The 13114-nt window shown below is 34.8% G+C and carries 15 protein-coding genes, 1 riboswitch and 1 other annotated feature; of the genes, 3 read left to right on the top strand and 12 right to left on the bottom strand.

From position 1 onward, the window contains the following. Positions 1-55 precede the first annotated feature (55 nt). The 5 genes from KBW87_RS05820 to ykzS form a co-directional block, all read right to left on the bottom strand. Positions 56-799 carry an adaptor protein MecA gene (locus tag KBW87_RS05820; RefSeq protein WP_034975964.1) on the bottom strand — a complete coding sequence of 248 codons (744 nt, stop codon included), beginning with the start codon at positions 797-799 and terminating at the stop codon, positions 56-58. A gap of 98 nt (positions 800-897) precedes the next feature. Next, the gene (spx, locus tag KBW87_RS05825; protein ID WP_004045181.1) at positions 898-1296 is read right to left on the bottom strand and encodes a transcriptional regulator Spx; all 399 of its coding nucleotides are present in this window, start codon (positions 1294-1296) and stop codon (positions 898-900) included. A 248-nt stretch (positions 1297-1544) separates the two neighbouring features. Further along, complete coding sequence (ptsP, locus tag KBW87_RS05830) at positions 1545-3278, bottom strand: phosphoenolpyruvate--protein phosphotransferase (RefSeq protein WP_057810648.1); 1734 nt, start codon at positions 3276-3278, stop codon at positions 1545-1547. Continuing rightward, positions 3278-3544 carry a phosphocarrier protein HPr gene (locus KBW87_RS05835; RefSeq protein ID WP_003546482.1) on the bottom strand — a complete coding sequence of 89 codons (267 nt, stop codon included), beginning with the start codon at positions 3542-3544 and terminating at the stop codon, positions 3278-3280. Before KBW87_RS05835 ends, ptsP begins: the two co-directional genes overlap by 1 nt. A 114-nt stretch (positions 3545-3658) precedes the next feature. Further along, the gene (gene ykzS / locus KBW87_RS05840) at positions 3659-3841 is read right to left on the bottom strand and encodes a protein YkzS (protein WP_004045187.1); all 183 of its coding nucleotides are present in this window, start codon (positions 3839-3841) and stop codon (positions 3659-3661) included. A gap of 212 nt (positions 3842-4053) precedes the next feature. Between ykzS and KBW87_RS05845 the strand changes: the two genes are divergently transcribed. Both KBW87_RS05845 and KBW87_RS05850 read left to right on the top strand, forming a co-directional pair. Further along, positions 4054-6258 (top strand): ATP-dependent Clp protease ATP-binding subunit, encoded by a 2205-nt coding sequence (locus KBW87_RS05845; RefSeq protein ID WP_057810646.1) that lies wholly within the window; start codon positions 4054-4056, stop codon positions 6256-6258. Positions 6259-6396: 138 nt separating this feature from the next. Continuing rightward, complete coding sequence (locus tag KBW87_RS05850) at positions 6397-6678, top strand: DUF1827 family protein (protein WP_057810644.1); 282 nt, start codon at positions 6397-6399, stop codon at positions 6676-6678. A gap of 24 nt (positions 6679-6702) precedes the next feature. On the opposite strand, the gene KBW87_RS05855 is transcribed toward KBW87_RS05850, so the two are convergent. The 6 genes from KBW87_RS05855 to KBW87_RS05880 all read right to left on the bottom strand — a co-directional run bounded on the left by KBW87_RS05855 (position 6703) and on the right by KBW87_RS05880 (position 11050). Beyond that, positions 6703-7182, bottom strand: a complete 480-nt coding sequence (locus KBW87_RS05855) for a hypothetical protein (RefSeq protein ID WP_057810642.1) — start codon at positions 7180-7182, stop codon at positions 6703-6705. Further along, entirely contained in the window at positions 7172-8101 is a 930-nt protein-coding gene (locus KBW87_RS05860; RefSeq protein WP_057810928.1) for an Mbeg1-like protein, read from the bottom strand. The genes KBW87_RS05855 and KBW87_RS05860 overlap by 11 nt, the downstream gene beginning before the upstream one ends. 65 nt (positions 8102-8166) lie before the next feature. Then, the gene (locus KBW87_RS05865) at positions 8167-8820 is read right to left on the bottom strand and encodes an amino acid ABC transporter permease (protein WP_057810640.1); all 654 of its coding nucleotides are present in this window, start codon (positions 8818-8820) and stop codon (positions 8167-8169) included. A gap of 21 nt (positions 8821-8841) precedes the next feature. Then, positions 8842-9483, bottom strand: coding sequence for an amino acid ABC transporter permease (locus tag KBW87_RS05870; RefSeq protein WP_004045196.1), 642 nt, complete (start codon positions 9481-9483; stop codon positions 8842-8844). Beyond that, positions 9483-10298 (bottom strand): transporter substrate-binding domain-containing protein, encoded by an 816-nt coding sequence (locus KBW87_RS05875; RefSeq protein WP_057810638.1) that lies wholly within the window; start codon positions 10296-10298, stop codon positions 9483-9485. The genes KBW87_RS05870 and KBW87_RS05875 overlap by 1 nt, the downstream gene beginning before the upstream one ends. Positions 10299-10309: 11 nt before the next feature. Further along, positions 10310-11050 (bottom strand): amino acid ABC transporter ATP-binding protein, encoded by a 741-nt coding sequence (locus KBW87_RS05880; RefSeq protein ID WP_057810636.1) that lies wholly within the window; start codon positions 11048-11050, stop codon positions 10310-10312. A 192-nt stretch (positions 11051-11242) separates the two neighbouring features. Next, positions 11243-11495 (bottom strand) — a binding site (T-box leader). 169 nt (positions 11496-11664) lie between these two features. Between KBW87_RS05880 and udk the strand changes: the two genes are divergently transcribed. Next, positions 11665-12309 carry a uridine kinase gene (udk, locus tag KBW87_RS05885; RefSeq protein ID WP_004045202.1) on the top strand — a complete coding sequence of 215 codons (645 nt, stop codon included), beginning with the start codon at positions 11665-11667 and terminating at the stop codon, positions 12307-12309. A 34-nt stretch (positions 12310-12343) separates the two neighbouring features. Here udk and KBW87_RS05890 read toward each other — a convergent pair whose 3' ends face one another. Next, entirely contained in the window at positions 12344-12922 is a 579-nt protein-coding gene (locus tag KBW87_RS05890; RefSeq protein WP_057810634.1) for an ECF transporter S component, read from the bottom strand. 50 nt (positions 12923-12972) lie between these two features. Then, positions 12973-13063: riboswitch (TPP riboswitch) on the bottom strand. Positions 13064-13114: the final 51 nt, after the last annotated feature.

Below are 13114 nucleotides of genomic sequence, written 5' to 3' on the forward strand. Positions count from 1 at the left end.
CCCCGTAATTAAGTACGCAAAAAAGGACGAGATTTCTCTCGTCCTTTATTTGTTGTTAACATGCTTTACAGAAATAAGTTCTAATACTATTTAATGCATCTCGATATAAAATGCATTTGCTGGTACGCTTAATCGCATCTAACTTTTCATCATTAATATTGATGCCGTATTCATTGGCGATAGCCCAAGCATCCGCTGGTTTTAATTCAGGGTAAATTTCATTAAGAAATGCTAACTCTAAGTAGTATTTGCCATCTTCATAATACAAGCTTGAGGCCAAATCATTCACTTTTAAGTTATCGGCTAATTCAATCAAAGCACCCAAATCGTCAAATTCATAAGCATGATGATTTTGAAATTTCCAAAATTCCTCTATTTCGCTATCAGAAAGTTCTTCTTCATCAACCAAATTAGGATCTGATAGATTCACTTTATCATCATCTTTTGGATTTAAATCAAAGAAGTGCGGTGCTTGAGGTTTATCTTTAGCCTCTTGTTGATCCATTGAATTTTCAGCGGCTTCTGGTTTCAACATCTTTTGAAAATCACCAGGTTTCATTCCATTTACTTTACTAATCAAGAGGTCAAGACCTCCATTATTAGGCATTACCTGGAAAGTTACTGGAACATTATTTCCAAAAGTATGATCAGTATCTACTTCATCAAGAATGGAATAAAAGAAACGTTGAATTTTTCCTTTATCCCCTAGTAAATCTAAAACTTTTAAGCCACGATCTTCAAGTTCTTTTTTATCAATTCTAACTCGAATAGTATTTTCATCTATACGATTAACTTCCATGATTGTCACCCCCATCAGTGGAATCTCTTTTATTGTAGCGTACTTTTCAGATAAAATAAAAGCGTTAGTCTTGAAAACTAGCGCTTTTATCGCCCTTTTTACAAGTCGGCGATCTTTTGAGCTTCTGCAAGTTCTAAACGACGTACTTTACGTGGTAGGAAGCGACGAATTTCATCTTCGTTATATCCAACCTGAAGTCTTCTATCGTCCATAATAATCGGTCTTCTCAACAAACTTGAATTCTTTTCAATTAAATCAAGCAATTGATCAATTGATAAATCATCTAAGTTAACTTTGAGTTGTTGAAAAGCCCTTGAGCGTGTAGAAATTATTTCTTCAGTCCCGTTTTCAGTCATACGAAGAATCTGAAGCAATTCAGCCTTCGTAAGTGGCTCTGAGAAGATGTTTCTTTCCTTATATGGAATGTCATGTTTATTCAACCATGCCTTCGCTTTACGACATGAAGTACAACTTGGTGATACGTATAAATTTACCATAAGCTCACGCTCCTTAGAACAAGCATTAACTTCCCTCAACTCATTAACAAGTATAACACATTGGCTTTCTTTTTATAAGTTGTTCTTTTTAAGATTTCATTGAATTACTTGTTATATCTAATAATAACGGTAAAGGGTGAATTATTTGTGAAATTTTTATTGATTAAACCATAAGTTTATAATTACTCCGGCCAAAAAAAGAAGATCAGGCAATTAATTACCTAATCTTCTTTTTGTTTACAAGTAAGCTACTTGATAAGCTTCTTCATTAAGTCTTCAACTAACTTTTCGTTTTCTTCAGCAGTTTCTGAAACGTAACATGCCTTGTTCGCTAATTCCTTAAGATCTTCAGTATTAAGCTTCTTCATCAAGCTTCTAATACGCAAGATTGAAGTTGCACTCATTGAGTATTCATCAAGTCCCATTGAAAGTAAAATTGGGAACATGATATTATCACCAGCAGCTTCACCACACATACCACACCAAATACCGTTTTCATGAGCACCATCAATAGTGTGCTTAATCAAACGAAGTACGGATGGGTTATATGGTTGGTACAAGTATGAAACATTATCATTACCACGGTCAGCAGCCATAGTGTATTGAATCAAGTCGTTAGTACCAATTGAGAAGAAGTCAACTTCCTTAGCAAATTGGTCAGCTAAAACAGCTGCAGCAGGAACTTCGATCATCATACCAACTTGTAAGTCGTCACTGATCTTAACGCCCTTCTTAACCAATTTATCCTTTTCTTCATTTAAGATAGCTTTTGCCTTGCGTAATTCATCTAAAGTACCAATCATTGGGAACATGATACCAAGCTTACCGTATGCAGAAGCACGAAGCAAAGCTCTTAATTGAGTACGGAAAATTTCTTCGTTCTTAAGTGAAAGTCTAATAGCACGAACACCCAAGAATGGGTTCATTTCTTCTGGTAAATCCCAGTAGTCAAGATGCTTGTCACCACCAATATCCATAGTTCTGATGATAACTTGCTTACCGTTCATACCTTCGATAACTTTCTTGTAAGCTTCGAATTGATCATCTTCGGTTGGGAAGTCTGAAGAATCCATGTACAAGAATTCGGTTCTGTATAAACCAATAGCTTCAGCACCGTTTTCGTGAACACCTGGCATATCGTTTGGAGTACCAATGTTAGCAGCAATGGTAAACTTCTTACCATCAGCAGTAACAGAAGGTTGATCCTTTAATTTACGCCATTCAGCTTTTTGCTTTAAGAAGTCTTCACCTTTTTGCTTGTATTCAGCAATTTGAGCTTCAGTTGGTTCAATGATTACATCACCATCAAGGCCATCAACGATTAACATTTGACCATTTTCAACATCCTTAGTGATTGAATCAGTACCAACAACAGCTGGAAGTTCAAGTGAACGAGCCATAATTGCTGAGTGAGCAGTACGACCACCAATATCAGTAACAAAACCCTTAACATATTTCTTGTTAAGTTGAGCAGTGTCACTTGGAGTTAAGTCGTGAGCTACAACAACAACTTCATGATCAATTGAAGCTGGATTTGGTAATTCTTTACCAAGTAAGTGGGCCATAATACGCTTTGAAACGTCGCGTACATCAGCTGCACGTTCTTGCATATATGGATTATCTGTCATTGATTCAAAAATTGAGATAAACTTTTGTGCAGTTTCATCAAGTGCAGCTTCGGCATTAATCTTTTGGCTCTTGATTTCATTTTCAATAGCGCCAGTAAATTCTGGATCATTCAAAATCATGAGGTGTGCTTCAAAAACTTGAGCTTCTTCTTCACCTAAGCTCTTCTTAGCAGTATCACGAATTTTTTCCACTTCTGCAGTTGAATCTGCGATAGCTTTCTTATAGCGAGCTACTTCATCTTCAACTGAATCTACTGTCTTTTTAGCAAATGAAAGATCAGGCTCTACCAAAAGATATGCTGGAGCAACGGCAATACCGTCACTTGCGGCAATACCTTTTAAAGTCTTGGTCATTATTCAGCTAAACCTTCTTTTTTCATAGTATCTGCAATTGCGTCCAATGCGTCCTTTTCGTCATCACCTTCAGCAGTGATAGTAACGTCAGCATTTTGACCAACACCAAGTGACATAACGCCCATGATTGACTTCAAGTTTACAGACTTACCGTTGTATTCCAAGTTAATGTCTGAACCAAACTTTGAAGCTGCTTGTACTAACAAAGTAGCTGGACGTGCATGAATACCTGTTTCTGCAATAATATGAAAATCGCGTTTTTCCATTGTGAATATCTCCTTTAAAATCAAAAAATTAAAACTGGTAATAAAATACCTATTCGGTACTAGATTATCATTTTTTCACGAATTGCACAACCATTATGTAACAGTTTTCATTATTTAATCATCGCTATTTACAGCGGTATAAATAATGCTTCCACCTCGTTGGGCTTTTCCTGTTATCGATTGCCGTTTTTCGTAATTTCTCAGAGTTTTTTGAAATTCAAAAGCGTTATTTGCTTCAACTTTATATTCCTTCAACTCTTTATTGACCAATTGGTCAAGAATTTTTTGATAATCCACTATTTTATCACCACACTTTTAAAAAGTTTATAATTTTTTATCATTGAATTCTACATTATATATTCTTTTTTCTAAAATATTACTATTTTTTGAAAGCATTATCACATTTTCTCTTACAAAAAATAAGCATTTTTGCAGTTTAGCACTTGACATTAAAGAGTGCTAATTATACAATTCTATTGAAACTCTAAGCGAAAGGCGGTAAAAAACTATTGCTTTGTCAAAATTGTAATAAACGCCCTGCTGCTATTCATCTTTTTACAAAGGTGAATAGTCAGAGCCGAGAAATTGATCTATGTCAAAAATGCTATCAAAAGTTAAGAAACGAACAAGGAAATATAAATATGAACAACAATAATGAATTCTTTGGCGACTTTGATGACTTATTTAACGCATTAAATGGAAATAATCGCAATGCCGCTAATAATATGAATAATAATGGCCCAGAAATGCAAATGGGAAGAGGCGGAAATGGTGGCAGCCAAGGTGGTCGTTCCCTTCTTGATCAATATGGTACAGATTTAACTGCTCTTGCTAAGCGTGGCAAGATTGATCCTGTTATCGGCCGTGATCAAGAAATTGCTCGTGTAATTGAAATTTTAAACAGAAGAACTAAAAACAACCCAGTTTTAATCGGTGAAGCTGGTGTCGGTAAAACTGCCGTAGTAGAAGGATTAGCCCAACAAATTGTTGATGGTTCAGTGCCTGCTAAGTTACAAGATAAAAAGATCATTTCATTAAATGTAGTTTCTCTTGTACAAGGTACTGGGATCCGTGGCCAATTTGAACAAAGAATGGAACAATTGATTAAGGAACTTCAATCAAGAAATGATGTCATTCTCTTTATTGATGAAATCCATGAAATCGTTGGTGCTGGTAACGCTGAAGGTGGAATGGACGCTGGTAACATTATTAAGCCAGCTTTAGCCCGTGGTGAACTTCAGTTAGTAGGTGCTACTACTATTAAGGAATACCGCGATATTGAAAAAGATTCTGCTTTAGCAAGACGTTTCCAACCAGTTGAAGTTAAAGAGCCATCAATTGACGAAACTATTCGAATTCTTAAAGGTATTCAAAAACGCTATGAAGATTACCACCATGTAAAATATACTGATGAAGCAATTGAAGGTGCTGCTAAACTTTCAGCTCGCTACATTCAAGATCGCTTCTTGCCAGACAAGGCTATTGATCTTTTAGATGAAGCTGGTTCAAGAATGAACTTAACTATCCCTTACGTAGATAAGGAAAAGATGCAGGAACGTATTGAAGCAGCTCAACAATTGAAGCAAGATGCCTTGAAGAATGAGGATTATGAAAAGGCCGCTTACTACCGTGATCAAATTGAAAAGTACGATAAGATGAAGGATCAAAATGTAGATCCTGACAAATCTCCTATCATCACTGATAAGATCATGGACAAGATTGTTGAAGAAAAAACCAACATCCCGGTTGGTGATATCCAAAAACAAGAAGAGAACCAATTACAAAACTTGGCTTCTGATCTTGAAGGTCATGTTATTGGTCAAAACAAAGCAGTTGAAAAGGTTGCCCGTGCTATTCGTCGTAACCGTATCGGTTTTAACAAGTCTGGTCGTCCAATTGGCTCATTCCTCTTTGTTGGACCGACCGGGGTGGGTAAAACTGAACTTGCTAAACAACTTGCTAAGCAAATGTTTGGTTCAAGCGATGCCATGATTCGCTTTGATATGTCCGAATACATGGAACAATATTCAGTTTCTAAATTAATCGGTTCTGCACCTGGTTATGTTGGTTATGAAGAAGCTGGTCAATTAACTGAACAAGTTCGTCATAATCCATACAGTTTAATCTTACTTGATGAAATTGAAAAAGCTCATCCAGATGTAATGAACCTCTTCTTACAGATTCTCGACGACGGTCGTCTAACCGACTCTCAAGGTAGAACTGTTTCCTTTAAGGATACAATTATCATCATGACTTCAAATGCTGGTCAAGGCATTAAAAACGCCAGCGTCGGCTTTGCAGCTGAAAATAGTGAAGAAGAAAAAGAATCTGCTAGAAATTCAATGACTCAATTCTTTAAGCCAGAATTTTTAAACAGACTTGATGATGTAATTGAATTCAATGAATTAGACAAGGAAGATTTAATTAAGATTGTTAACTTGATGCTTGATAATACTAATAATATGGTTAAGGATCAAGGTCTTCACATTGATGTTACTGAAAAAGCCAAAGAAAAGCTTGTTGATGAAGGATTTAACCCCGCAATGGGTGCTCGTCCACTTCGTAGAACTATTCAAGAAGAAATCGAAGACAAGGTGGCTGATTACAAGCTTGATCACCCAACCAGTAAGAATTTACTCGCTGATGTTAGCGATGATCAAATCACAATCAGTGACAAGGACGAAAACGTTGAAGTAAACAATTCTGAAGACTAAAAATTCAAACTTCAGCTACAAAAGAGGGATGTTAATCATCCCTTTTTTATATATTTTTTGAGATATTTTTTGCTTTATAACTTCTAAATTAGGGTATACTAAAGTTGAAAACAAATAGTACAAGAAACGGGTGAAAGTATGCACTTAATTGATGTAACTAATAGTTATGCAGATTTAGTTCACAGTCAACTCAACACAACCAACGCTACTTACGTAAAAGTGTATTCTCTTGGCAATACTTCCGTAATTTATACAGAAAGTAATACGGGAATCGGAATTGTGTTAGAAAATCATGATCGACGTATCCGTGAAGAAGAAGTTGAATTTGTGATTAAGCGACTAGTAAAAGATACTGACACAACTTACACATTAACTGTTGATAAAAGTCGTCACGTGGTTGAAATCCATATCGACAAATAAAAATGAGCTAGGATGTTTCCTAGCTTATTTTTTTAGCAATTGGTAGCATATATTATCTTTATTTAAGTTATATTTTTGAAAAATTTGTCCTAATAATACATTGAAATGTTCAATATGTTTATTTTGATTTTTAGATGAAAGTTCCTCACTAATCTTTGTCAAAATCTGCTCCTGAACTCTTTCATATTCTTGAGCAGTATCGGGAGAAGCGCCAATTTCTTTCATTAATCCATTTAAAAAATTTAGCTTGGTATCAAATCCAAGTTTATAAGAATAGGCCATTTTTCCAATCAGATTATGTTTGTCAGGATGAACATCTAAATAGGGAATCAAATTCAAATTATCTAAATCAAGATCAGGATTTGTTAATCCCTTAAATTTCAATAGATTCAGAAAAAAATCATAGAAGTCCCCATAAAAATCATCACTAAAAAATTCAAATCGGGGATCATCTTTATCTATTATTTGTTTTTGTAAAATTGCCCTTAGCTCATCATTCATCATCTTTATCCTTCATAAAACTTGTATTATCAAACAATCCTGACAGCTTACCCCATCCCTTATGATCGGGAAATTTATTTCTTAAAGTATGGAATTTTTCTTCAGCTAGTTTCTTAAATTCATTCTTTTGCCCCATTCTTTCTACCAAATTAGCCAAATCGTTAGATTTAGTCAACAATTTATGTTCATTTTGACTTTCAGTTAAAAAAGCTTCATCTATTTTACGCAATTTCAAATTACCATTTTTATCAAATTGGTAGCCACCCCATATATGTTGCTTAATAGGATTATTTAAAGGCACACTGTCAACATATTGCAATTTTCCAACCATATGATGAGTGGCAGTTATTCCCAGCGTTACTGGATCATAAATATCAACATAATTAAAAATCTTCGATCTAATCTTAGCAACTCGACTTCTTTGCTTTTGATTAAGGAGTAGCCAGATATTCGTCCCCTCATATAGATATACCGTAATAATTCTTTCGGGATGACGACAATTTGCTAATGCATATTGCGCATTAATTGAGCCCAATGAATGACCATAAATATAGACATGAGCATGAGGAAATTGATGAATTGTCTTATTTAAAAAATCAGCCGCAGTTTTTAACTGACTTGGAATCTTGCGCTCACGAATTAATAGCGCTAACAAAATTGGTAAATTAGTTCTTAACCATTCGTCTCGCCAAGTCTGTGGATTGCCGCGCACAAAGCCATAAGAACCTTTAAACAAAATTGTAATTTCATTGGAATTAGCAATAACAAATGCACGCATCCCATCTTCAGCATAAACTGACTTAACGACAGTTCCAATGTGAAATTTCCCTACTTTAACTTGTTCGCCTAATTCTAATTCATCGTAGGCTTTTCTTGTTAACTGAATTCGATCATAATCTGTAAGTTGTTTATTAATATCCATAATTTTGCCCAAAAAAATACTAACCACATTAAATATAACATGTGGTTAGCCTTTTTTAAAAAATATTAATCGTATCTTTTACTTAAGTAATTAGCAATTTGTGATAAGCAGAAACATACAATGAAGTACATTACAGCAATAATTACATACATTGGAATTAAATAAGTCGTATTTTGACTATAGATAATTTGAGCGTGGTATAACAATTCTGGCAACACAATAATTGTTGCAAGTGAAGTATCCTTAACCAAAGATACAAACTGGGACAGTAACGCCGGAATCATGTTATGAAGTCCCTGTGGCACAACAACGTGATACATTGCTTGACCAAATGTCATCCCATTTGATCGAGCACCTTCCATTTGACCATCGGGAACCGCGATAATCCCACTTCTAACGATCTCACATAGCATTGCCCCTTCAAATATTACCAAGGCAATAATCGATGCGGTAGTTGGATTCGTGACAATTCCCATCTGTGGCAGCCCAAAATAGGTAAAGAAGATAATCAGCAAGAGGGGCAAATTACGAATGATATCAACTATAAAACCCACAATAGCGGAAACATATTTGATCTTCATATATCTAATTAAGCCTAAAAATAAGCCCAAAATAAAGCTCAAAACAATTGAAATAAGCGAAACATAGATTGTAACCCACAAACCTCGCAATAAGAAGTGAATATCAATCCATGAATAAGCATGAATAAAAGTTTCCATTTTTCTTCCTTTCTTTAAATACTAGTCTGCAAGTTTCTTTTCTAAATGACGCATGTAATAACTAAGAGGGAGAGTCAAAATTAAATAAAAGATTCCCACGATCACATAAGTATCAATCGTTCTAAAAGTAGCAAAAGCAATTAACTGAGCTTGATACATTAAATCAAATCCTGCAACAAAGGCTAAAACTGATGAGTTCTTAACCAAGTTAATGAATTGGTTACCAAGTGGTGGAATAACTATCTTCATAGCTTGTGGCAAAATTACATATCTCATGGCTTGAGTGTAAGTCATTCCGTTAGATCTGGCACCTTCCATTTGACCATCCCCAACAGAGTTAATTCCTGAACGCACTGTTTCAGCAATAAATGCAGAAGTATATAAAGTTAGTCCAATTGTTCCAGCCGCAAAACCGGAAAGTTTGATGAAGAATCTTGGAACAATCAAGTAAAAAATCATAACAATTACTAGTAATGGGATATTTCTAAAGACGGCAATATAGATTCTAGCAACTACTTTACCAAATTTTGGTGGAGCAACTTCCAATAATGCGAAAACAACTCCTAATATCAAGCTAAAAATTAAGGCGATGATACTACACAAAATTGTATTCCAAAATCCAGTTAAGAAACTAGACCAGTTGTCGGTTATAATTTGCCACATTATTTTTCCATCTCCTTAACATTTAATCCTGGTATACCCTTAAACCACTTATTAATCAAGCGGTCATAGGTACCGTTTTTCTTTAATTCGTCTAAAGCCTTATTAATGTGCTTAACCATGCGAGTTTGGCCTTTATTTACGGCAATACCGTATGGAGCATTTACATAAACTCCACCTACCATTTTATAACCTGGATTTTCTTGTGCAATACCCGCAAGCAATCCATTATCAGTAGTTAAAGCTACCCCTTGCTTGGCCTTTAAAGCTGACATGGCTTGGCCATAGTCATCATATTGCAAAACTCGCGCCTTAGGAGCAAACTTATGAACATCATCAACCGCGGTAGTTCCTTTAACTGCCAAAACAGTTTTTCCATTCAACTGACGAACATTTTTTATTTTACTATCATCAGGAACTAACAAAGATGATCCAGCTGGGAAATATGGCTTACTAAAACTTACTTGCTTTTCACGTTCTGGAGTAATAGTCATCGTTGCTAAAACTGCATCGATATTATGATTCTTCAAGAGCGGGATTCGAGTGTTAGCAGTAGTTGTTAAAAATTCAGCTTTTCCGTTCTTTCCAAGAATTTGCTTAGTTAATGCATGAGCTAAATCAACTTCAAATCCTTCAATTTTCCCAGTTTTAATATTAGTTAATCCAAACAATCTAGTGTCGGCTCTAATTCCCCAACGAATAGTCTTTGTTCGTTCAACATCTTGATAAGTATCATCTAATCGGTTTTGGCATCCTGCTAAAACAAATACAGCAAAAAATGCAATGCTCAGCAGAATATATCGTTTTGCTTTTTTCATAATCTTTCATCCTAGTCTTTTGAAATAACCTTGCTCAAAAACTCTCGTGCACGTTCAGTATTAGGATGATCAAAGAATTCTTCTGGTTTTCTATCTTCTAAAACTTTACCAGAATCGAAGAAAATCAAACGATTACTTACTTTCTTAGCGAAGCCCATTTCGTGAGTAACTACTACCATAGTAATTCCTTGGTCAGCAACAAACTTCATAACATCAAGTACATCTTGAATCATTTCAGGGTCAAGCGCACTTGTAGGTTCATCAAAAAGAATAACCTTTGGATTCATTGCAAGTGATCTAGCAATGGCAACACGTTGTTTTTGACCACCAGAAAGTTGACGTGGGTAAGAATCAATCTTATCAGCCATTCCAACCTTTTCAAGATATTTCATAGCGATCTTCTTATTTTCGTCATCTGGACGCTTTAAAACGATCTTTGGTGCCAACATAACATTTTCTAAAACAGTGTGGTTGTCATAAAGATTAAAGTGTTGGAAAACCATCCCTACATTTTTACGAATTTTGTTAATATCGGTTTTCTTATCAGCCAAATCATAGCCTGTAACAATTAATTGACCGCTGTTAATTTTTTCAAGTCCGTTTATTGTACGGATTAAAGTACTTTTACCAGAACCGGATGGTCCAATAATAGAAACAACTTCACCTTCATTAATTGTTAAATTAATGTCTTTTAAAGCATGAAATTTACCATAATACTTATCAACATTCTTAAAATCTATAATTGCACTCATAAGTTTTTACCTTTCCTTTGCTAAAATTAAAAAGCCAAATACGATAATAGTTCTATTCTAACCTTTTTTAAAATAAAGAAAAACTATATCCAACTCAAAAAATGATACATTCTATACCCAAGAGCATCTTTTTATTCGTCTTTAAGTCCCATTTTTCTAAAATTAGGTAAATAAAAAAGTCAATCATCCGTAAATCAGGACGAAAGACTTTTTCTCCGCGGTACCACCTAAATTGTCTAATTAAAGACCTACTTAAAAAATCAAGCACAAATAATGCTTTCGCGGCTTGATAACGTACCGTTGACGTCTCGGCTTACTATAGGATTTACTATTTCGGCGAGCTGCTAAAAAGTGTTTTTCAATGATTCAGGGTTTACTAGTTTCTCACTATCACTAGCTCACTTTGAAAGATAAACCATTTACTCCTCTTTTTCATGGCCTTTTTTAGTTTTTGCTAAAGTAATTTTAATAAGAATTAGGAAAAAAAGCAAGCTTTTTTAAATTTTCAGCCAAAATCTTAAAATTTAAGTGCTTACATCTCCTCAAAAGCCTTTTCTAAAGGGATTCGCATGTAGTATTATTATATACAGTATGCAAAAAGGAGTAAGCTGCAAATGAATCAACCTGAAAAACCTATTATTATTGGGATCACTGGCGGGTCTGGAAGTGGTAAAACTACGATTGCACATGAAATCGCAAATCAAATTGAAGCTAATGACAGAATCGTAATTATGACCCAAGATTCTTACTATAAAGACAATACTGGTTTGCCAATGTCAGAACGTCAAAAAATCAATTATGATCATCCTAACGCTTTTGACATGCCGCTTTTAGAAGCTCAATTGAATCAATTACTTCATAGAAAACCAATCGAAATGCCTACCTATGACTTTACTGAACATACACGCAGTGATAAAACGGTTCACATTAATCCAGCTGATATTATCATCTTGGAGGGTATTTTAGTTTTATTCAACGAAGAAATTCGCAATCTCATGGATATTAAGGTTTATGTAGATACTGATGATGACATTCGTTTTATTCGTCGTCTAGAACGTGATATGAAGGAACGTGGCCGTTCTCTTGATTCGGTAATTAATCAATATTTAACTACGGTCAAGCCAATGTATCACCAATTTATTGAACCTACTAAGCGTTATGCAGACATTATCATTCCTGAAGGCGGAGAAAATAATGTAGCTATTGATATGCTCACTACTAAGGTTAGATCAGTTTTAAATCGAACTCACAAAAACTAATAAAAGCTAGGTTTTATACCTAGCTTTTTGCTTACTATTGAATAACCGGTTTTAGAGATCTTTCAAATAAATTGGTGATCAGTTTTACCAAAACACCATCAAAAACAAGGGAAGAAATCACACCAGTAATAAACATTACAATTTGAAGATCAATGGAATACTTGTACCAGCCATACAAGAAATATGATGGGACAAAACCGCCAATACTAGCAAAAAATGCTCCGGTTAAGACGCTACTCCAAGAAAAAGCTTGATAACGAGATTTTTTAGGGAAAAAGCCAATTTCATTAGTAGCTCCTTGAATTAAACCTTCTAATACAGTTAATGCGCCCCATTGACCTCCAATAGCCATTTCTACAATTGAAGCGAGCAATTCACCAATTGTTCCTGAACCAGGCGTAGGCACAAAATACATCGCAAGTGGTGCAGCCATGTACCACAATCCTGAAAAGATAGTATCCATTACTGGAGCATAACCTGTTGGCAACAAAGAAATTTTAGCTACATTATAAATATTATTAAAGCCATAAGTATAAATGACTCCCATAATAATTCCAATTAAAGCAACTAAAATAATAGACTTCACATTCCATTTTGATGATCTTGTAAACATAAAAAACTCCTTTTAACTAACACAAATAAGTCAAAAGGAGCTTAAAATTCTCTTCTAGTATTGCACTTTCCTTTCGCAAGCATTACCTTGTTCAAGTTCAAAGGGTATATCTCAGCTAAAATAGCACCCCTAGTGACTTATCTTTATGACGGACTCATTATAACACTAAGTCCAACCAAATGAAACGTTTTC

This window comes from Lactobacillus intestinalis (genome assembly GCF_024397795.1).
GTDB classification, from domain to species: Bacteria; Bacillota; Bacilli; order Lactobacillales; family Lactobacillaceae; genus Lactobacillus; species Lactobacillus intestinalis.